The sequence below is a fragment of the Micromonospora siamensis genome, from assembly GCF_900090305.1.
Lineage (GTDB): Bacteria > Actinomycetota > Actinomycetes > Mycobacteriales > Micromonosporaceae > Micromonospora > Micromonospora siamensis.
The window spans coordinates 5,068,907-5,088,774 of record NZ_LT607751.1; the positions used below are offsets into that span (position 1 = coordinate 5,068,907).

The following is a 19,868-nucleotide window of genomic DNA, read 5'->3' on the forward strand; positions in this document are numbered from 1 at the left end:
CGGGCTGGCGACACCTCCGCGCTGACCCGCTGCCCGGCCTCGTCCGCGGTGGAGAACCGGCGACAAGTCGACGGCGGCTCAGCCGGCGAGCAGGCTGGCCATCCGCTGCGCCTGGGTCTCCCAGCGCCACTCCCGCTCCACCCAGGCCCGCCCGGCCGCGCCCATCTGGCGGGCCAGGTCACGGTCGGCGAGCAGGGTGGCCACCCGGTCGGCGAGCTGGGCCACGTCCCGACCCCGCACCACGTACCCGGTCTCCCCCTCGCGGACCGCGTCCGGCGCGCCGCCGGAGTCACCGGCCACCACGGGCAGCCCGGTCGCGGACGCCTCCAGGTAGACGATGCCGAGCCCCTCGACGTCCAGGCCCCGGTTGCGGGTGCGGCACGGCATCGCGTAGACGTCACCGGCCGCGTAGTGCGCCGGCAGCTCCGCCGTGGGCACCGAGCCGGTGAACACCACGTCCCGCTCCACGCCCACCTGCCGGGCCAGCTTCGCAAGCGTCGCCCGGTACGGCCCGCCGCCGACCACCAGCAGCGCCGCGTCGGGCACCCGGCGCCGGATCTCCGGCATGGCCCGGATCAGCATGTCCTGGCCCTTGCGGGGCACCAGCCGGGACACGCACACCACCACCGGGCGGTCGGCCAGCCCCAGCCGCACCCGGACCGGCTCGCCGTCCACCGACGGGTGGTAGGTGTCGGTGTCCACGCCCGGCGCCAACCGCTGCAGGTCCGTCACCCCGTGCAGGGCCCGGGCCAGCCGCACCCGGGTGTACTCGCCGAGGAAGGTCACCACGTCGGTGCTGCGGCCGATCCGGCGCAGCAGCCCCCGGGCGCCCGGCAGCGCCGCCCAGCCCACCTCGTGCCCGTGGGTCAACGCCACCACGCGCCGGATCTTGGCCCGCCGGCGCAGCCCGCCCCCGAGCAGCCCCAGCGGCGCCGCGGCCCCGAACCACACCGTGTCGCAGTCGTACGACCGGGCCAGCTCCGCCGCCCGCCGGGCGACCAGCGGGGTGGGCAGCAGCACCCGGGTGCGTTCCCGGACCACCTCGAACGGCTGGTCGGCGTCGAACTTCTCGGCCCCGCGCCAGCTCGACGCGTAGACCACCACCGAGCCGGACGGCTGCCGCACCGCGAGGTTGTGCACGAAGGACTGGATGCCGCCGGGTCGCGGCGGGAAGTCGTTGGTGATCAGCAGCGTCCGGGTCATCGACCGGTCTCCCTGGCGTAGGCGCGGGCAGCGGCCATCCGCTCCACGGTGGACGGGTGGGACGCCGACCAGAGCCGCTCCCAGCGGGGCGGGTCGGGGTCGGCCAGGTTGACCCCGGCCAGCCGGCGCTGCATCGCCTCGAAGGTCACCGGGTCGCCGGTCAGGGCGAGCGCGTGCGCGTCGGCCCGGGCCTCGACCCGGCGGGACACCAGCGCCTGCACCGGCCCGGCGACCAGCCCGACCACGGTGACCAGGGCGAGCAGCAGCGGGAACGCGCGCGGCTCGGCGACCGAGTCGACCCCGGCCAGCCGCAGCAGCGCCGACCAGGAGCCGAGCAGGTAGAGCCCGACCACGGCCGTCGCCGCACCCAACGCGCCGAGCAGGGTGCCGGTCCAGACGTCGCGGTCCTTCGCGTGCCCGAGCTCGTGCGCCACCACGCTGGTCACCTCGGCCGGGGTGGCCTCGCGCAGCAGGGTGTCGTAGACCACCACCCGGCGGGTCGGCCCGAGCCCCGAGACGTACGCGTTGACCGCCCGGGTACGCCGCGACGCGTCGGCCACCAGCACGTCGCGCACCGGCACCCCGTCCCGGGCCGCCATGCTGGTCAGCTCGGTGCGCAGCGGGCCGGACTCCATCGGGGTGAACCGGTTGAACACCGGCTCGACCAGCACCGGCAGCACGAAGGAGAGGAGCACCACCAGGCCGGCCGCACCGGCCGCGCCGAACGCCCACCACCAGCGTGGGGCGAGCCGGGTCACCGAGTAGAAGCCGAGTAGCGCGATCGCGGCGATCACCGCGCTGACCGCGTACGACTTCAGCAGGTCGCCCGCCCAGCCACCCCAGCCGTGGGTGCTCAGGCCGTAGCGGCTGAGCACGCTCTGCCGCCAGGCGGCGAACGGCAGGGTGAGCAGATCGGCGAGGAGGGAGACGGCCAGCCCGCCGAGCACCGCCTGGGCCACCCAGTGGTCGCCGAACGGCCGGCCGACGGCCTCGACCAGGCGGGAGCCCAGCGGGGTCAGCCCGAGCGCCAGCGCCACCAGCAGGCCCACGACCAGCGCGCCGTAGCCGCCGGGGCGCAGCGCGGCGTGGAACGCCCGCCCCCGGGCGACCTGGTCGGCCGGCAGCTCCCGCAGCGCGGCGAGCTGGTCGGCCCGGGGCGCCGGCGGGCGGGCCCACGGAATCAGCAGGGCGGCGGCCAACAGCAGCGCGACGACCAGACCGGCGAAGGCGAGCACCGCCCACCCGCGCGGGCTCATGCCCTGACTCTCATGCCGCCGCTCCTCCCGCCGTGAGCGCCCATCCTATGGTCCGCGCCGCGCGGACCCGGTCTCGGTGCTCGACCCGGAGGTCGGCGGCTCGGCGGGGGCCGGTCAGGCGACCCGGCGGTCGCGGTCGGCGCGCCGACGACCCGCGGGCCGGGTCTCCGTCTCCAGCACTTCCACCTCGAAGCCGGCGAGCGCGAACATCTCGACGGCCCGCCGCTCGGCCGAGCCGAGCCGGGCCGCCGGCGAGTCCACGTCGAGCAGGGCGGTCACCAGGCAGTCCGAGCAACCCCGGCCGCGGATCCCGCACCCGTCGCAGTCGATGAGCATCATGCCTCCTGACGCTGTGCGGCGGCGGGCGGGACGAACCTCGTCACCACCCGGCCACCGTCGGTCAGGTCGGACACTAGCCGCGGGGTACGACACAACCGGACAACCAGTGATCAACAGCAACATGCGGCAACCTGTGCCATGGGCACGCGACAGCCGTGCCGCATCCCGCCGACCCGGGTCCCGGCCCGGGGTCAGGAGCGGGACAGGCGCCGCAGCAGCGAGTCGGCCCCGAGCGGGTACGCGCCGTGCCGGCGTACCCCGTCGGCGACCTCGCGGTCGGAGGAGACCACGACGACCGGCCGCCCGGCCGGCTCGGCCCGGACCAGGCGCCGGATCAGCTCGTCGGCGGTCTCACCCTTGCGGGAGAAGAGCACCCGCACGCCGCGCGGCGCGGGTGGCAGGCCGTGCATCCGCTCGGCGCCGTCGAAGACCACGGTCACCTCGTCGCTGGTCTGCGCGGCGATCCCGCCGAGCCCGGCGATGAGGCGTTTGCGCTGCTGCTCGAGGGACATCTCACCGAAGCCGCGCTTGGTGACGTTGTAGCCGTCCACCACCAGGTGGGCGCGGGGCAGCGCGAGGAGCTGATCGAGGCGGGCCGGGTCGTCGGTGTCCCGGGCCCGGGCGGCCGGGCCGGTCGCGCCGGCCGGGTTGTCGGCGAACGCGTCGGCCACGAAGTCGGCCGGCAGCCGCTCCACCGGGTCCAGGGCCAGCTCGCGACGCAGGCCGACCGCCGCCTGGCCGATGGTCTCCAGGAGCAGCCAGAGCCGGGCGTCGTCCACCGAGCGGGCCTCCTTGGCGCTGGCCCGGGCGACCCCGGCCGCGGCCTCCGCCTCGGCCAGGCGGGCCCGGGCCCGGCGCAGCTCCGCCTCGGTGTCGGCAGTGGCGCGGGCCGCCCGCCCCCGCTCGGTGGCGAGCAGCTCGGCCGCCTTGCGCTCGCGGGCCTGGGTCTCCCGCAGGGTCCGGTTGAGCTGCCGGGCCTCCTCCCGCAACTGGCCGAGCTCCTCGCGGACCCGGGCCAGCTCGTCGCGGAGCTTCTCCGCCTCGACGCGGGCCACCGCCCGGTCGTGCTCGGCACGGGTGGCCCGCTGCTCGGCCTCGCGGACCAGCTCCGCCACCACCGCGCTGTCCGCCTCGGCGCGGACCGCCGCGCCACTGGCCTCGATCAGCTCCCGCCAGCCCCGCGGCCGGGCGAGGTAGGCCAGCGCGGCCACCTCGACCGGGTCGGCGGCGGCGGGCGCGGTGCCCTCCACCACGGCGGCGCCGAGGTCGCCGGCGTCGGTGACCACCCGGGCGGTGACCCGCTGCCGGAACAGCGGATCGGCAGTGAGCTGGGCGGCGATCATCGGGGCGCCGAGCCGGGCGCGCCGGTTGGGCGCGAACTTGGCCACCCGGCGCAGCGGCACCGGCACCTCGTCGAGGGGCAGGCCGGGCAGCACGGCGGCGGTGAGGGCCACGATCCGCTGCCGGACCGGCTCGGGCAGGGTCGGCTCCGGCTCGGGCGGCACCGCGCCCTCGGCGGGACCGGGCCGCCCGGGATGGCCGTCGAGCGCCTCGGCGGAGCCCTCACCGGCGCCCTGCGCGGCGGCGACCGGCTCCTGCGGCGGGAGCTGACCGTCGGACGGGTCGGTGAGGGGCATGTGGCAAGTCTCCCACCGCGACCGGGCCCACCGCCTGGTGAGTGAGCCGATCTCTCATCCTAGACCGGTGGTGACGCCTGAGGCCGTTGGGACGGGAGTGTCGGACCGGGGCGTTACGGTGCCGCGCGTGGCGGAACGAGGGTTCGTCCAGGAGGCGCTGGCCGGTCTGGACCCGACGGTGGGCGGGGTGGATCCCGCACTGCCGCTGCACGCGACCACCTTCGTGGTGGTCGACCTGGAAACCACCGGCGGGGCGCCGGACGGCGGCGGGATCACCGAGATCGGCGCGGTCAAGGTGCGGGGCGGCGAGGAGCTGGGGGTGCTCGCCACCCTGGTCAACCCGGGGGTGCCGATCCCGCCGTTCATCACCGTGCTGACCGGCATCACCCAGGCCATGCTGCTGCCCGCCCCGCCGATCGAGCAGGTGCTGCCGAGCTTCCTGGAGTTCCTCTCGGACGCAGTGCTGGTCGCCCACAACGCCCCCTACGACGTGGGCTTCCTCAAGGCGGCCTGCGCCAGGCACGGTTACCGCTGGCCCAACCCGCGGGTGCTGGACACCGCCGCGCTGGCCCGCCGCGCGCTGACCCGCGACGAGGTGCCCAACCGCAAGCTCGGCACCCTGGCGGCCTACTTCCGCACCACCGTGCAGCCGACCCACCGGGCGCTGGACGATGCCAAGGCCACCGTCGACGTGCTGCACGGACTGATCGGCCGGCTCGGCGGTCACCGGGTGCACACCATCGGCGAGGCGATCGAGTTCGCCCGGGCGGTCACCCCCACCCAGCGCCGCAAGCGGCACCTCGCCGAGGGGCTGCCCAAGGTGCCCGGGGTCTACATCTTCCGGGCCGCCGACGACCGGCCGCTCTACGTCGGCACGTCCGTCGACATCGCCACCCGGGTGCGCAGCTACTTCACCGCCGCCGAGAAGCGGGCCCGGATCTCGGAGATGCTCGCCGCGGCCGAGCGGGTGGACGCGGTGGAGTGCGCCCACTCGCTGGAGGCGGAGGTCCGCGAGCTGCGGTTGATCGCCGCGCACGCCCCGCCGTACAACCGGCGGTCCAAGTTTCCCGAGCGGATGGTCTGGCTGAAGCTGACCGACGAGGCGTACCCGCGGCTGTCGGTGGTGCGCAACCTCTCCCCCACCGACACCGCCTACCTGGGGCCGTTCCGCTCCAAGCAGGCCGCGGAGCTGGCCGCCGCCGGGTTCCACGACGCGGTCCCGCTGCGCCAGTGCACCCACAAGCTCTCCCGGCGCACCACCATCGCGGCCTGCGCGCTGGCCGAGCTGGGTCGCTGCCCGGCGCCCTGCGAGCACCGGATCAGCCCCGAGGAGTACGACGAGACAGCCGCCGCCCCGTTCCGCGCCGCCACCGTCACCGACCCGCAGCCGGTGGTGGACGCCCTGCTGGCCCGGATCGGCGCGCTCTCGGCCGACCAGCGCTACGAGGAGGCGGCGGTGGTCCGCGCCCGGCTGGCCGCGGTGCTGCGGGCCACGGTGCGGATGCAGCGGCTGGCGGCGCTGACCGGCATCGCCGAGCTGGCGGCGGCCCGGCCCGCCGCGCGCGGCGGCTGGGAGCTGGCCCTGGTCCGCCACGGCCGGCTGGCCGGCGCCGGGGTCTCCCCGCCGGGCGTGCATCCCCGGCCGACGATCCAGGTGATCCGGGCCACCGCCGAGACGGTGCCGCCCGGGCACGGGCCGGTGCCCCGGGCCTCCGCCGAGGAGTCCGAGCGCATCCTGTCCTGGTTGGAGCGACCGGAGACCCGGCTGGTGGAGATGTCGTCCGGATGGTCCTCCCCGGTCGGCGGGGCGGGGCGCTTCCACGACCTGCTGCGTAAGGCCGAGAACGGCTCGTCCGCCCAACTCTCGACCGAACGCTCATGAGCAAGTGACCATTCGGACCACCTCGACTCACTTAGTCTGTTAGAGAAGTGCAGTCCTGCCCGTTTCATGGGCCTGCTTCCGGTTGCCGGGTCCGGCGACCGTGGAGCCGGGGGTGAGGAGGTGTCCCAGGTGGACGTCGACGCCGGACGCGGCGCCGCCCTGGGGGGCGCCCTCCCGACCCAGCCAGGCGAGCTGCCCCTGACCCGCCGGCTGCGCTCCCTGTTGAGCTGGCCGACCACCGACAACGACCCGGTGGGGCCGCTGGTCCGCAGCCACCGGGGCATCCACACCAGCGCCGACGCGTCGGTGCTGCGCCGGGCGTACACGATCGCCGACAACATGCACCGCGGCCAGTTCCGTAAGAGCGGCGAGCCGTACATCACGCACCCGCTCGCCGTCGCGGAGATCTGCGCCGACCTGGGCATGGACACCATGACCCTGGTGGCGGCGCTGCTGCACGACACGGTGGAGGACACCCGCTACACCCTGCAGGCCCTCCAGGAGGACTTCGGCCGGGAGGTCGCCCACCTGGTCGACGGGGTGACCAAGTTCGACAAGGCGTTCTACGGCAAGAACGCCGAGGCCGAGACGATCCGCAAGATGATCGTGGCCGCCGGCAAGGACGTCCGGGTGCTGATCATCAAGCTGGCGGACCGGCTGCACAACATGCGTACGCTCGGGGTCCGGTCGGCGGCCTCCCGGGAGCGGATCGCCCGCAAGACCCAGGAGGTGCTGGTCCCGCTCTGCGACCGGCTCGGCATCCAGACCCTCAAGCGGGAGCTGGACGACGTCGTGCTGCTGCACCTGGAGCCCGACGAGCACGCCCGGCTCGCCCGGCACGTGCACGACCGCCCGGGCTGGGACGCGTACCTCGACTCCGTGGTGGCGAAGACCCGGGTGGCGTTGCGGCGCAGCCGGGTCGACGCCGAGGTCGCCCCGCGCCCCCGGCACCTCTACTCGATCTGGAAGGACACCGTCACCGGCGGCCACACCGCCCCGTACGACCTGCCCCGGATCGTGATCGTGGTCGACGGCCCGGCCACCGACTGCTATGCCGCGCTGGGCGCGGTGCACGGGGTGTGGCGGCCGATCCCCGGCCGGTTCAAGGACTTCATCGCCTCCCCCAAGAACAACCTCTACCGGTCGTTGCACACCAGTGTCTGCGGCCCGCAGGACCGCACCGTCGAGGTGCTGATCCGCACCGAGGAGATGCACCGCGACGCCGAGTACGGCGTCGCCGCCCAGTACCGCTTCCCCCGGGCGACCGGGCGGGACGCCGACCGGACCGACGAGCTGACCTGGCTGCGCCGGGTGCTGGACTGGGAGCAGGACACCGTCGACCCGACCCAGTTCATGGAGTCGCTCCGCTGCGACCTGGCCGAGGCACAGATCCAGGTGGTCGCCGACGGCCGGCAGGTGGTGCTGCCGGCCGGCGCCACCCCGGTCGACCTGGCGTACGAGCTGGGCACCGAGCGGGGCGACCACTGCCTGGCCGCCCGGATCAACGGCCGGCTGGCGCCGCTCGCCTCCGAACTGGAGGAGGGCGACGTGGTGGAGATCTACACCGAGACCGACGCGGAGAGCGGCTTCGAGGCCGACGTGGCTCCGCGCGGCCCCCGCCGGGAGTGGTTGGGCTTCGTCAAGTCGCCGCACGCGCAGATGCAGATCAACCGCTGGTTCGCCGAGCACACCGAGCCCGGCATCTCGATCGCCGACAAGGTCCGCCTCGGCCGCGCCACCATCGGTCTGGCGCTGCGCAAGCACGACCGGGGGCTGGCGAACGACCTGCCGCTGCTGCGGCTGTCGGAAGAGCTGGGCTACCCCGACCTGGAGACCCTGCTGGTGGCGGTCTTCGACCGGACGGCCGAGCCGGACACCGTCGTACGCCAGCTCATCGACCTGGTGGACAACCGCCGGTGACCGGTGCTCGGGGCGGACGCCTGCGGGCCGGCCCCGGCCACTAGCCTGGTGTCATGATCCCCCGCTCCCGCGCCACCGGTCGGGCCGTCGCGTACCAGCTCTTCTACCGGCTGCCGGTGCCGGTCCGCCGCCGCCTGGTGCGGCTGGCCGTGCCGAAGTACGTGGTCGGGGCGGTGACCCTGGTCCGTGACTCCGAGGCCACCGGGGCCGGTCGACTGTTGCTGCTGCGCCAGCCGCCCGGCCACAGCTGGACGCTCCCCGCCGGGCTGCTCCAGCGGGGTGAGGAACCGGTGGTGGGCGCCGCCCGGGAGCTGTTCGAGGAGAGCGGCATCCGACTCTCCCCGGACCGGCTGCGTCCGGCCACCCCGAACGCGGTGGTACACGCGAAGGGCTGGGTGGACGTGGTCTTCGAGGCGGAGGTGCCGGCGGCGACGACCGAGCTGGTGATCGACGGCGCGGAGGTGTTCGAGGCGGCCTGGCATCCGCTGGACGACCTGCCCCGGCTCAGCCGTGCCACCGCCCGGCTGCTCGGCATGTACGGCATCGGCCCGCAGGCCGGCCAGCTGCCGCCCCCCGGCGGCCCGGCCGCGTGAACACCTCCGGGCCCGACGTGACGGCCGACGGGGCATCGTCGGGCCGACGGGCCGACGTTCCGGTCGACGAGGCGTCGTCGGGCCGACGGCCCGACGGGTCGGCCGGAGTCCTGGCCGGCCCCGGCTGGCGGGCCGCCGTGCCGGTGTGCGCGGTGGTACTGGCCGCGGGTGAGGGCACCCGGCTGCGCCCGCTGACCGAGCGGCTACCCAAGGCGCTCTGCCCGGTCGGGAACGTGCCGCTGCTCGACCGGGCCCTGCACCGGCTGGCCGGGCTGGGCCTCACCGGGCCGGCCCAGGTCGCGGTGAACGCCTGCTACCTGGGCGGGCAGGTGGTCGACCACGTCGGGTCCCGTGCCCACCTGTCGGTGGAGCCGGGCGACCCGCTGGGCACCGCCGGTGGTCTGGGCAACCTGCGGGAGTGGATCGCCGGCCGCGGCGTGCTGGTCGGTAACGCCGACGCCTACCTGGCCGATCCGCAGGCGCCGCCGGGCCCGGACGTCGCGGCGCTGCTGGACGGCTGGGACGGGCGCAGCGTACGCCTGCTGGGCCGGCCCGCGACGGACCCGGCGGCCCCGGGGACCTTCGCCGGGCACGAGTTCGTCGGTTTCTCGCTGCTGCCCTGGCACCGGATACGCGAGCTGCCCGCCACCTTCGCCGACCTGGTCCGCACGGTGTGGCGCCCGGCGGAGGCGGCCGGCGAGCTGACCGTGGAGCCCTACCGCGGCACGTTCTACGACACCGGCACCCCGGCCGACTACCTGGCGGCCAACCTGCACGCCGCGGGCGCCGGAAGCCTGGTCGACCCGAGCGCCACCGTGACCGGCCGGGTGGAGCACTCCGTGGTGGGCGCCGGCGCGGTGGTGCACGGCGGGGTCGTCCGCAGCGTGCTCTGGCCCGGTGCCCGGGTCGCCGCGCACGAAGAGCTGACCGACACGATCCGCACCGCCGCCGTCGACCTGGCGACAACTAGCATGAGCGGCGACGCCGACGAACGGAGAAATGTCCAGTGATCACCGCGATCGTGCTGATCGACTGCGCCACCGACTCGATCCCCGAGGTGGCCGAGAACCTGGCCAACCTGCCCGGGGTCAGCGAGGTCTACTCGGTGGCCGGTCACGTCGACCTCATCGCCATGGTCCGCGTCCGGGAGTTCGAGCAGATCGCCGAGATCATCGCCGGCAGCATCTCCAAGGTCCCCGGCGTGCTCAACACCGAGTCCCACATCGCGTTCCGCGCCTACTCCCAGCACGACCTGGAGGAGGCCTTCGCCATCGGGCTGGCCAGCGCGGACTGAGGCGGACGACACGGCGGTGGCCGGCCCACCCCCGCGGGGCGGACCGGCCACCTTCTCGGCCGTACGACGTCAGCTGTTGCTCGGAGCCGGCGTCTCGGTGGTGGTGCCACCCGGGGCCGGCGACTCGCTGGCGCCGCCCGGGGCCGGGGACTCGGTGCCGCCCGGCGTCGCGGTGCCGCCCGGGCTGGGCGAGCCGCTGGCGCTGGTCTGCGGAACCGGGATGCCCAGCTGCTGGGCCAGGGCCACCAGCGCGTCGTAGTGCGCCTGCAGGACCGGCAGCGCGTCCTGGGCCAGCTGGACCACCGACTGCTCGGAGCCCTGCGAGATCTCGGTCTGGGTGGCCTGGATGGCCTGCACGTGACCGGCCAGCTCAGCGGTCACCCACGCCTTGTCGAACTCGGCGCCGCTGAGGTTCTTGAGCTTGTTCAACACCTTCTGCTGGTCGGCGGTGGGACTGTCCGGCAGCTTGACGTTCAACTGCTGCGCGGTGCTCTGCACCGTCTGGTCCAGCTGGGTGTGGTCGGTCACGAACTGGGCAGCCAGATCCTTGACCTGCTGGTTCTGGGCCTTCTGCTGAGCCAGGTTGCCGCTGGCGATCTCCGCCAGGTTCACCTGGTGCACCGCCTGCAGGTACTGGGTGTCCTGCGTGGACGGCTGTGCCGCGGCCTGCGCCGCGGCTGCGGGCGCCAGCCCGACCACCACCAGGGCGGCCAGCAGACCGAGGCGTTTGATACCCAACATCTTTCCCCCCCTTTTTCGTTGGACCGCACGGATACCCGGCTGACCGGGGTTATTCCTGCGATCTCACCCGTCCGGGGTCAGGACCGGGGTCGGATGGGCAGAGCGACCTCCGCCGCGTACTCGTCGGGTTCGGCCCGGTGCCAGTTCTCGAAGTAGACCTCGCGGGGCGGAGACGCGAGTTCCATCCCGTTGTCGGTCAGCCAGCCCCGCACCACGTCGTGTGCCCGCAGGATCGCCGGATAGCCCGCCCGTCCCCTGGTGACCTGGGTGTACGCCTCGCGATGGGCGGAATCGAGCCGCACCCCCACCTGACCGGCCGGCGGCACGACCCGCTCGACGGGCGCGCAGAGTTCCACGGGACCTCGGGTCTCCTCGTCGAGCTGACCGGCGTAGACCACGAAGAGCGGACCGGTCAACGGCACGCCGACGGACCGCAGGTGGGCGAAGAGCGTTCCCGTCATCCGGTCAAGCAGTCCGGGCAGTTCCGACGCGGTCGCCTGACCGCTGACGTGGGCGACGACCCGCTCCGCCACCTCGCGGACCAGCACCGGGTAGTCGGGGGCCGAGCCACCGTCGAAGAGCCGCTTGACGTAGCCGGTCAGGGAACGCCTCACCTCATGCTCGGCGGCGGTGCGCCGCCCGAACCGGCCCACCGCCTCGGCCGCCGCCGCACCGTCCAGCGCCAGCACCTCGGCGATCTCGGTCAACGGCATGCCGACGGCACGCAGCAGCACGATGCGGCGGGCACGGTCGAGCTGAGCCGGGTGGTAGCCCCGGACGCCGGTGCGTGGGTCGACCCGGGCCGGCACGAGCAGACCGCGGGTCTCGTAGAGGCGCAGCGCCTTGAGGCTGAGCGTGGACTGGGCGGCGAACTCGCCGGTCGTGAGGTGGAGCGGAGCCATGCCGCGACTCTCCCGCCTGCCCCAGGGGCAGATGCAACTCGTGGGTGGGAACCGGGAGCCGGACGTACGAAACGGACGTGGCGCCCGCCGGTATCCGGCGGGCGCCACGTCCGCGGCGTTTCGGGGGTACGTCAGCGGCGCTCGCCGCTGGCGATCTCCTCGCGCTCCGGTCGGGGCTCGACCGGCGGGTGACCCGGCGAGACCGGCGCCTCGGCGGGCCGCTCGATCGGGTAGAAGAAGCCCCGGATGGCGGGCCCGAGGGCACCGAGCCGGTTCATCTTCTTCGGCACCACCCAGCCGACGTAGTCCAGCTCACCGTGACCGTCGTGGTCCGCCGCGGCCAGCGGCTGGTGGACCTCGACGAACCGGCCGTCCGGCAGCCGCTTGATGATGCCGGTCTCCACGCCGTGGGCCAGCACCTCCCGGTCGTGCTGCTGGAGGCCGAGGCAGAGCCGGTACGCGACGTAGTACGCCAGCGGCGGGACCACCAGCAGGCCGATCCGGCCCGCCCAGGTCATCGCGTTCAGGCTGATGTGGAACTTGTCGGCGATCACGTCGTTGCCGCCCGAGAGGGTCAGCACGATGTAGAAGGCCACCGCCATGGCGCCCACCGCGGTCCGGGCCGGAACGTCCCGGGGCCGCTGGAGCAGGTTGTGGTGCTTGTAGTCCTTGAGCTGACGGGCCTCGAGGAACGGGTACATCGTCGACAGGCCCACCAGGATGCCGGGCAGCACGACCGTCGGCCAGAACAGCGGCGGGATGACGTACCCGTCGCCGATCGGGATGTTGATCTGCCAGGCCGGCATGAGTCGGGTCGAGCCGTCGAGGAACATGACGTACCAGTCGGGCTGGCTGGCCGCGGAGACCACCCACGCCTCGTACGGGCCGAAGTACCAGATCGGGTTGATCTGGAACAGGCCACCCATCAGGGCGATCACGCCGAAGACGACCATGAAGAAGCCGCCCTGCTTGAGCGCGTAGCGCGGGAACATCCGCTCGCCGACCACGTTCTCGTTGGTCCGGCCGGGGCCGGGCCACTGGGTGTGCTTCTGCTTGAAGACCAGGCCCAGGTGGGCGCTGATCAGGGCGACCAGCAGACCCGGGATGAGCAGCACGTGGGCGATGAAGAACCGGCTGATGATGATCTCACCCGGGAACTCGCCACCGAAGATCGACGAGGTCAGCCAGGAGCCGATCACCGGGATCGAGAGCATGATGCCGGAGGCGATCCGCAGACCGGTGCCGGACAGGCCGTCGTCCGGCAGCGAGTAGCCGGTGAAGCCGGCGAGGAAGCCGACCCAGAACAGCAGCGAGCCGATGATCCAGTTCGTCTCACGCGGCTTGCGGAACGCGCCGGTGAAGAAGACCCGCATCATGTGCACCACGATCGCGGCCATGAACAGCAGCGCCGCCCAGTGGTGCATCTGCCGCATGATCAGGCCACCCCGGACGTCGAACGACAGGTCCAGGCTGGAGGCGTACGCGGCCGACATCGGCGTGCCCCGCAGCGGGGCGTAGCTGCCGTTGTAGACGACCTCGGTCATCGCGGGCTCGTAGAAGAAGGTCAGGAAGACACCGGTCATCAGCAGCACGACGAACGAGAAGAGCGCGATCTCGCCGAGCAGGAACGACCAGTGGTCGGGGAAGACCTTGTTGAGCAGCTTGCGCAGCGGGGTGGCTACCTGGAAGCGGTCGTCCACCGCCCCGGCGGTCTTGGCCGGCAGCGCGGCCGCATCGAACTTTCGGCGCTTCATGGCCGCTCCCAGAAGTCGGGACCGATGGTTTCGGTGTAGTCGGACTTCGCCACGAAGAAGCCCTCCTCGTCCACCTCGATCGGCAGCTGGGGCAGCCGCCGGCTCGCCGGGCCGAAGATCGGCCGGGCGTTGTCGGTGATGAGGAACTGCGACTGGTGGCACGGGCAGAGCAGCCGGTTGGTCTGCTGCTCGTAGAGGCTGGCCGGGCAACCGGCGTGCGTGCAGATCTTGGAGAACGCCGCGTAGTTGCCCCACATGTAGTCGCCGTGGCCGACGCGGGCGTTCGCCTCCCGGGACTTCTGCGCGTCGTCCTCGCGGAGGTGGATGAGCAGGGTCGGCGAGTCGGCGTGCTTGTTGCTCACCCCGTGCGGGATGCCGGGGAACACGGTGAGCTGGCCACCGGCGCTGACGTCGGCCGGGCGGATCGGCCGGCCGTCCTCACGGATGAGCCGGATCCGCCCGCCACCCTCGGCCGGCGCGAAGCCGGTGGTGAACATCTGGTTGTTCTTGTGCGGGTTGGAGATCAGGCCACCGACCAGCGGGGCCGCGGCGACCGCGCCCACCGGCAGCAGGCCGGCGACCAGCGAGACGCCGAGCAGCGGCCGGCGCTTCACACCCAGCTCGTCGGCCAGGTAGAGCATGGTCTCGCCGGTGATCTTCCGGTCCTCCGCGGGGCCCGGCTGGTCGTGCCGGTCCTGGATCGAGACCTCCTTGGGCAGCAGCTTCTTGCCCCAGGTGAGGATGCCGAAGCCGACACCGAGCAGGGCCAGGCCCAGGGTGAGGCCGAGCAGCGGGGTGTAGAGCTTGTCACCACCCCGGCCGGCCTCCCACTTCCACGGCCACCAGATGTAGATCACCAGGAAGGCCGTCGCGGCCGCGCCGGTGAGCAGGAACATCAGGGCGACCGTACGGGTCAGGCGGCGCTCCGCCTTGCTGCCCGGGACGACCTGCTCCTCGTAGTGGACGATCTCGATGTCGTCCCGGCGCGCGCCCTCCTGGACGATGTCGAACCGGGACGCGCGGGGGTCGTTGACGTCGAGCGGCTCCCGACCCTGCGGGGTCTGGTGCTCGGTGTGGATGCTCATGCCGCCACCTCGTTACGGGCGGTGCCGGTGCACGGCACCACGGCAATGGTACGCAGGATCTGCTCGGTCACGACTTGCCCGCAATCCACAGGCTCGCGAAGACCAGCGCGACGATGCCGATCAGGAAGATCGCCAGGCCCTCGGTGGAGGGGCCGTACCGGCCCAGGTTGAACCCGCCCTGGTCCTGGTCGTGCTTCAGGGTCTCCTGGATGTAGGCGATGATGTCCGCCTTCTGCTCCGGAGTGATCTGGTTGTCACCGAAGACCGGCATGTTCTGCGGGCCGCTCAGCATGGCGGCGTAGATCTGCCGGTCGCTGGCCGGCTTGAGGCTCGGGGCGTACTTGCCGGAGGAGAGCGCGCCACCGCCACCGCCGAAGGCGTGGCACTGCGAGCAGTTGATCCGGAACAGCTCGCCACCGGCGGCCATGTCGGCGTTGCGGTGCAGGTCGTTGCCGGCCGGCACCTGCGGGCCGCCGCCGAGTTCCTGGATGTACTGGCCGAGCTGGCGGACCTGCTCGTCGGTGAAGACCGGCGGCTTGCGCATCGCCTGGGCCTCCTGGCGGGCCATCGGCATCCGCCCCGAGCCCACCTGGAACTCCACCGAGGCGGAGCCGACCCCGACCAGGCTGGGGCCACGACCCTCGACGCCCTGCGCGTTACGACCGTGGCAGGTCACGCAGCTCACGTCGAACAGCGCCTTGCCCTCGGCCGCGGCGCCGGTCAGCGGCGGATTCTCCTGCGCCTGCACTCCGGGGGCGAAGACGGTGTAGGCGCCGCCGGCCAGCGTCAGCGCGGCGATCAGCCGGACCGCGGCGCCCAGCCGGCGGCGGCCCCTGCTGCGCGCCGCGGGCCGCCCGCGCAGCCGCGCGAGCAGACCGCCTCGGCGGTCGTTGTCAGAAGTCATGACCTGTGTCCTTAACCGGGTTGGACCTTGTCTCAGGGGACGGAGCAGCGGCGCGGTTCGTGACGCGCCAAGATCACTGAAGCCAGTAGATCATGGCGTAGAGCCCGATCCACACGACGTCGACGAAGTGCCAGTAGTACGACACCACGATCGCCGAGGTCGCCTGGGCCGGCGTGAACCGGCCCATGGTCGTGCGGACCATGAAGATGATGAAGGCGATGAGACCGCCGGTCACGTGCAGGCCGTGGAAGCCGGTGGTCAGGTAGAACATCGACCCGTAACCGTCTCCGTTGATCTTCACGCCCTCGTGCACCAGCGTCCGGTACTCGTTCGCCTGGCCGAGCACGAAGATCAGGCCCATCACGAAGGTGATCGTGAACCACCGCCGCAGGGCGTGGACGTCACCCTTCTCGGCCGCGAAGACACCGAGCTGGCAGGTCACCGAGGACAACACCAGGATCACCGTGAAGGTGGTCGCGTACGGGATGTTGAGGACCTCGGTGTGCTTCTCCCACTGCTCCGGCGCCGCCGCGCGGATCGAGAAGTACATCGCGAACAGCGCCGCGAAGAACATGAGTTCGCTGGAGAGCCACACGATCGTCCCGACGCTGACCATGTTGGGACGCGTCAGGGAGTGGATCCGGCTCTTGTCAATGGCTGGGGCCGCAGTCACGCCGTCATTATTGCCCTTGACCGGCGCGAGCGATCAGCGGGGTGGCAAACCCGCGCCATACCCGGCCCGATCGTGGCGGTCCGGTTCGCCTGGCCTAGCCTGAAAAGCGTGCTGCACGTCGATTCGATCTTCGCCGCCACCTCGGCCGGGACCTCCGCGTTCGCCGCCGGGGGCGCCGGCACGCCGCCGCCGTTCACCGTGGCCCGGGTCTTCACCGAGTGGGAGCTGGACAGCTGGCTCGCCCTGGGCCTGGTGGTGGCCGCCGGGCTCTACCTCTACGGGGTGCACCGGTTGCGGCTGCGCGGCGACCGCTGGCCGGTCTCCCGGACGGTGTTCTTCCTCGGCCCGGGACTCGGCGGGATCGCCGCCGTCACCCTCTCCGGCCTGGGCGCGTACGACACCACGCTGCTGTCGGTGCACATGGTGCAGCACATGGTGCTCTCCATGATCGCGCCGATCTTCCTCGCCATCGGCGCCCCGGTCACCCTGGCGCTGCGCACCCTGCCGGTCCGGCCGCGCAAGCGGCTGCTGGCGGTCGTGCACAGCCGGCTGGCCCGGATCTACACGTTCCCGCTGGTGGCGTTCGCCATCTTCGTGGCCAACCCGTTCGTGCTCTACTTCACCGACCTCTACCGGTACACCCTCGAGCACGCCTGGGCGCACGAACTGGTGCACGCCCACTTCATCGCGACCGGCTGCGTCTTCTTCTGGCCGCTGCTCGGCCTCGACCCGCTGCCGGGCCGCTGGCCGTACCCGGGCCGGGCCCTGCTGATGCTGCTCTCGGTGCCGTTCCACACGGTGCTCGGGCTCACGATCATGCAGAGCACCACGCTCTTCGGCGGCGACTGGTACCCGTCGCTCGGGCTGACCTGGTCCGACCCCTGGGACGACCAGGTGGTGGCCGGCGGAGTCCTCTGGGCCGGCGGCGAGTTCGTCAGCGTGACCATGCTCGCCGTGCTGGTGGTCCAGTGGATCAAGCAGTCCGAGCGGGAGGCCCGCCGGCTCGACCGCGAGCTGGACCGGCAGGAGGCCCGCGAGCGCGCCGCGGCGGCCGCCGCCGAGCCGGCCTGACGGGCGGGCGTCGTCCTCGTCACACCGGACCGCTACGATCAGCGGGCAGCTACGAGGTGGGAGCCAGCCAGCGATGAGCGATCGTCTTTGCACCGTCCTGCTCTACAGCGACGACCCGCAGGTCCGTGACCGGATGCGGCTGGCCGTCGGCACCCGGCCCGCGCCCGGGCTCCAGATCGAGTTCGTCGAGGCCTCCGACTACGCCGAGTGCGTCCGGCTGGTCGACGACTACGAGATCGACCTGCTGCTGCTCGACGGCGAGGCCAGCCCGGGCGGCGGCATCGGGATCGCCCGCCAGATCAAGGACGACCGGGACGACGCCCCGCCCACCTGCGTCGTGATCGCCCGGGCCGCCGACCGATGGCTCGCCGCGTACGCGCAGGTCGAGGCCACCCTGGTCCACCCGCTCGACCCGGTGACCACCGGCACCACCGTCGCGGGCCTGCTGCGCGCGCACGCGCCGGCCTGATCCGCTCCGGCGGGCGTCCGCCGCCCGCTCCCCCGCGCCACCGGCACCGTCGCCGGTGGCGTCGGTGTCCCACCCGCATCCACGCCCGCTCGGGAGGCCCGCCATGGGCGAACGAACCTGGCCGCACCTGCTCAACGCGCTGCTGCGCGGCGAGGAGCTCTCCACCGCGGACACCGCCTGGGCGATGGACGAGATCATGACCGGCGCCGCCACCCCGGCCCAGGTCTCCGCCTTCGCCGTCGCGCTGCGCGCCAAGGGCGAGACGCCGGCCGAGCTGGCCGGCCTGGTCGAGGCGATGCTCGGTCGCGCCGTCGAGGTGCGCCTCCCCGAGGAGCTGCGCCGGACCGCGTTGGACGTGGTGGGCACCGGCGGTGACCTCGCCCACACCGTCAACATCTCCACCATGACCGCGCTGGTGGTGGCCGGCGCCGGCGTACGCGTGGTCAAGCACGGCAACCGGGCGGCCTCCTCGCTCTGCGGCACGGCCGACCTGCTGGAGTTCCTCGGCGTCCCGCTGGACCTCGGCCCGGAGCAGGTGGCCCGGTGCGTGGCGGAGGCGGGGATCGGCTTCTGCTTCGCCGCCCGCTTCCACCCCGGCATGCGGCACGCCGGCCCGGTACGCCGCGAGATCGGCGTGCCCACCGCCTTCAACTTCCTCGGCCCGCTGACCAACCCGGCCCGCCCCCGGGCCGGCGCGGTCGGCTGTTTCGACCTGCGGATGGCGCCCGTGATGGCGGCGGTCTTCGCCGCCCGCGGCGACTCCGTGGTGGTGATGCGCGGCGAGGACGGCCTCGACGAGTTCAGCACCGCCGCGCCGACCCGGCTCTGGGTGGCCCAGCAGGGGGTCGTGAGAGAGGCGCTGCTGGACGCCACCGAGCTGGGGGTGCCCCGGGCCACCCTCGCCGACCTGCGGGGCGGAGACGCCGCGTACAACGCCGACGTGGCCCGCCGGCTGCTCGCCGGGGAGACCGGTCCGGTACGCGACGCCGTGCTGGTCAACGCGGCCGTGGCGCTGGCCACCCAGGGCCCGCTGGACGGCGACCTGACCGACGCGCTGCGGGCCGGGATGCGGCGGGCGGCGGAGTCCGTCGACTCGGGGGCGGCGGCAGCCGCCCTGGACCGCTGGATCGAGGTCGCCCGGTCGCTCTGACCCGGTTGCCTGGCTCCCGAGGCTCCTGAGCTGCGCGGACGCCGGGCAGACCGGCGGCGTCGGGAGTCGTGTCGGACCCGCGTGCCAAACTACATGCGAGTAGTTCCCGCCGGCCGCGAACGCGGTGGCGCCCCGCCGATCCCCGATCGGCCGGACGGCTCCGGGCGGGACCGCCAGCGAGAGGAGACGCCCGTGTCGGACCGCGAACTGCACTGCGACAACTGCGAGGGCGTTCAGACGTTCGAGACGCCGCCCTGCGTCGACGGCCACGGTGCCGACTGTCCCGAGCTGGTCTGCACCGGCTGCGGCACCGCTGTGCTGATCGCCACGTTCGCCTTCCCGGCGCCGCGCCTCGCCGACCGCCGCCCGGCACGACGGGCCGCCCCGCACCGCCGGGCCGCCTGAGCCCTGCGCCGCACCACCCGCACCGCCGCGCTGCCTGAGGGCCGCCGAGCCCTGCGCCGCACCACCCGCACCGCCGCGCTGCCTGAGGGCCGCCGAGCCCTGCGCCGCACCACCCGCACCGCCGCGCTGCCTGAGGGCCGCCGAGCCCTGCGCCGCACCACCCGCACCGCCGGGCCGCCTGAGGCCGCCGAGCCCTGCGCCGCACCACCCGCACCGCCGGGCCGCCTGAGGCCGCCGAGCCCTGCGCCGCACCACCCGCACCGGTCGGTGCGTCCAGTCGCGCCACGGCAGCGCCTGGGCCGCCCACGGCACCTCGCCGGGGAACAGAGGTCCACCGGGACTGAGGCCCACCGGGGACAGCGGTCTATCGGTGGCTACCGACCTGAGAGCACGGATGACTCACCGAAGGCTCCAGCGGCCGCACGACGCACAGCCGTCGGCACTGCGGTGCTCTGCCGGCTCCTCCGGACCGCAAGGTCGTGCTCGATCCTGGTTGTAGTGGCCTCCTCGGGCCCACGAGACCACTACAACCAGGATCGAGTGCCATCAGGGTGTCGCCCTGGCGACGAGTGACCTGTGGACCGAGACCA

19 protein-coding genes are annotated in these 19,868 nt (G+C 73.4%); 9 read left to right on the forward strand and 10 right to left on the reverse strand.

Features of this window, described 5'->3' with window-relative positions:
• Positions 1-78: 78 nt before the first annotated feature.
• The 4 genes from GA0074704_RS22985 to GA0074704_RS23000 form a co-directional block, all read right to left on the reverse strand.
• Positions 79-1,203, reverse strand: a complete 1,125-nt coding sequence (locus GA0074704_RS22985) for a glycosyltransferase family 4 protein (RefSeq protein ID WP_088972418.1) — start codon at positions 1,201-1,203, stop codon at positions 79-81.
• The gene (locus GA0074704_RS22990) at positions 1,200-2,459 is read right to left on the reverse strand and encodes a M48 family metallopeptidase (RefSeq protein WP_088972419.1); all 1,260 of its coding nucleotides are present in this window, start codon (positions 2,457-2,459) and stop codon (positions 1,200-1,202) included. The genes GA0074704_RS22985 and GA0074704_RS22990 overlap by 4 nt, the downstream gene beginning before the upstream one ends.
• Positions 2,460-2,573: 114 nt before the next feature.
• The gene (locus GA0074704_RS22995) at positions 2,574-2,798 is read right to left on the reverse strand and encodes a hypothetical protein (protein ID WP_377470679.1); all 225 of its coding nucleotides are present in this window, start codon (positions 2,796-2,798) and stop codon (positions 2,574-2,576) included.
• A 191-nt stretch (positions 2,799-2,989) separates the two neighbouring features.
• Complete coding sequence (locus GA0074704_RS23000) at positions 2,990-4,435, reverse strand: NYN domain-containing protein (RefSeq protein ID WP_088972420.1); 1,446 nt, start codon at positions 4,433-4,435, stop codon at positions 2,990-2,992.
• A gap of 127 nt (positions 4,436-4,562) precedes the next feature.
• Here GA0074704_RS23000 and GA0074704_RS23005 point away from each other — a divergent pair, with 127 nt between their 5' ends.
• The 5 genes from GA0074704_RS23005 (at position 4,563) to GA0074704_RS23025 (ending at position 10,124) form a co-directional block, all read left to right on the forward strand.
• Positions 4,563-6,317 (forward strand): DEDD exonuclease domain-containing protein, encoded by a 1,755-nt coding sequence (locus GA0074704_RS23005; protein ID WP_088972421.1) that lies wholly within the window; start codon positions 4,563-4,565, stop codon positions 6,315-6,317.
• A 129-nt stretch (positions 6,318-6,446) separates the two neighbouring features.
• Positions 6,447-8,237: a RelA/SpoT family protein gene (locus GA0074704_RS23010; RefSeq protein ID WP_088973907.1), complete on the forward strand. Its 1,791-nt coding sequence runs from the start codon at positions 6,447-6,449 to the stop codon at positions 8,235-8,237.
• Between the two features lie 53 nt (positions 8,238-8,290).
• Positions 8,291-8,830 (forward strand): NUDIX hydrolase, encoded by a 540-nt coding sequence (locus tag GA0074704_RS23015; RefSeq protein WP_088972422.1) that lies wholly within the window; start codon positions 8,291-8,293, stop codon positions 8,828-8,830.
• A gap of 110 nt (positions 8,831-8,940) precedes the next feature.
• Positions 8,941-9,840 (forward strand): sugar phosphate nucleotidyltransferase, encoded by a 900-nt coding sequence (locus GA0074704_RS23020; RefSeq protein ID WP_088973908.1) that lies wholly within the window; start codon positions 8,941-8,943, stop codon positions 9,838-9,840.
• The gene (locus tag GA0074704_RS23025; RefSeq protein ID WP_088972423.1) at positions 9,837-10,124 is read left to right on the forward strand and encodes an Lrp/AsnC family transcriptional regulator; all 288 of its coding nucleotides are present in this window, start codon (positions 9,837-9,839) and stop codon (positions 10,122-10,124) included. Before GA0074704_RS23020 ends, GA0074704_RS23025 begins: the two co-directional genes overlap by 4 nt.
• Before the next feature lie 69 nt (positions 10,125-10,193).
• Here GA0074704_RS23025 and GA0074704_RS23030 read toward each other — a convergent pair whose 3' ends face one another.
• The 6 genes from GA0074704_RS23030 to ctaE form a co-directional block, all read right to left on the reverse strand.
• Positions 10,194-10,865, reverse strand: a complete 672-nt coding sequence (locus tag GA0074704_RS23030) for a DUF4142 domain-containing protein (RefSeq protein ID WP_088972424.1) — start codon at positions 10,863-10,865, stop codon at positions 10,194-10,196.
• 77 nt (positions 10,866-10,942) lie between these two features.
• Entirely contained in the window at positions 10,943-11,767 is an 825-nt protein-coding gene (locus GA0074704_RS23035) for a MerR family transcriptional regulator (RefSeq protein ID WP_088972425.1), read from the reverse strand.
• 131 nt (positions 11,768-11,898) lie between these two features.
• Positions 11,899-13,521, reverse strand: coding sequence for a cytochrome bc1 complex cytochrome b subunit (gene qcrB / locus GA0074704_RS23040; protein ID WP_088972426.1), 1,623 nt, complete (start codon positions 13,519-13,521; stop codon positions 11,899-11,901).
• The gene (qcrA, locus tag GA0074704_RS23045) at positions 13,518-14,606 is read right to left on the reverse strand and encodes a cytochrome bc1 complex Rieske iron-sulfur subunit (protein WP_088972427.1); all 1,089 of its coding nucleotides are present in this window, start codon (positions 14,604-14,606) and stop codon (positions 13,518-13,520) included. The genes qcrB and qcrA overlap by 4 nt, the downstream gene beginning before the upstream one ends.
• A 67-nt stretch (positions 14,607-14,673) precedes the next feature.
• A complete protein-coding gene (gene qcrC, locus GA0074704_RS23050; RefSeq protein ID WP_088972428.1) occupies positions 14,674-15,510 on the reverse strand; it encodes a cytochrome bc1 complex diheme cytochrome c subunit in 837 nt (278 codons plus the stop codon).
• A 73-nt stretch (positions 15,511-15,583) separates the two neighbouring features.
• Positions 15,584-16,183: an aa3-type cytochrome oxidase subunit III gene (gene ctaE / locus GA0074704_RS23055; RefSeq protein ID WP_088972429.1), complete on the reverse strand. Its 600-nt coding sequence runs from the start codon at positions 16,181-16,183 to the stop codon at positions 15,584-15,586.
• Positions 16,184-16,291: 108 nt separating this feature from the next.
• Here ctaE and GA0074704_RS23060 point away from each other — a divergent pair, with 108 nt between their 5' ends.
• The 4 genes from GA0074704_RS23060 to GA0074704_RS23075 all read left to right on the forward strand — a co-directional run bounded on the left by GA0074704_RS23060 (position 16,292) and on the right by GA0074704_RS23075 (position 19,278).
• Positions 16,292-17,254: a cytochrome c oxidase assembly protein gene (locus GA0074704_RS23060; RefSeq protein ID WP_088972430.1), complete on the forward strand. Its 963-nt coding sequence runs from the start codon at positions 16,292-16,294 to the stop codon at positions 17,252-17,254.
• Positions 17,255-17,327: 73 nt separating this feature from the next.
• Positions 17,328-17,723, forward strand: coding sequence for a response regulator (locus GA0074704_RS23065; protein ID WP_088972431.1), 396 nt, complete (start codon positions 17,328-17,330; stop codon positions 17,721-17,723).
• A 103-nt stretch (positions 17,724-17,826) separates the two neighbouring features.
• Positions 17,827-18,873: an anthranilate phosphoribosyltransferase gene (gene trpD / locus GA0074704_RS23070; RefSeq protein WP_088972432.1), complete on the forward strand. Its 1,047-nt coding sequence runs from the start codon at positions 17,827-17,829 to the stop codon at positions 18,871-18,873.
• Between the two features lie 192 nt (positions 18,874-19,065).
• A complete protein-coding gene (locus tag GA0074704_RS23075) occupies positions 19,066-19,278 on the forward strand; it encodes a hypothetical protein (protein WP_088972433.1) in 213 nt (70 codons plus the stop codon).
• The last annotated feature ends 590 nt before the right edge of the window (positions 19,279-19,868 follow it).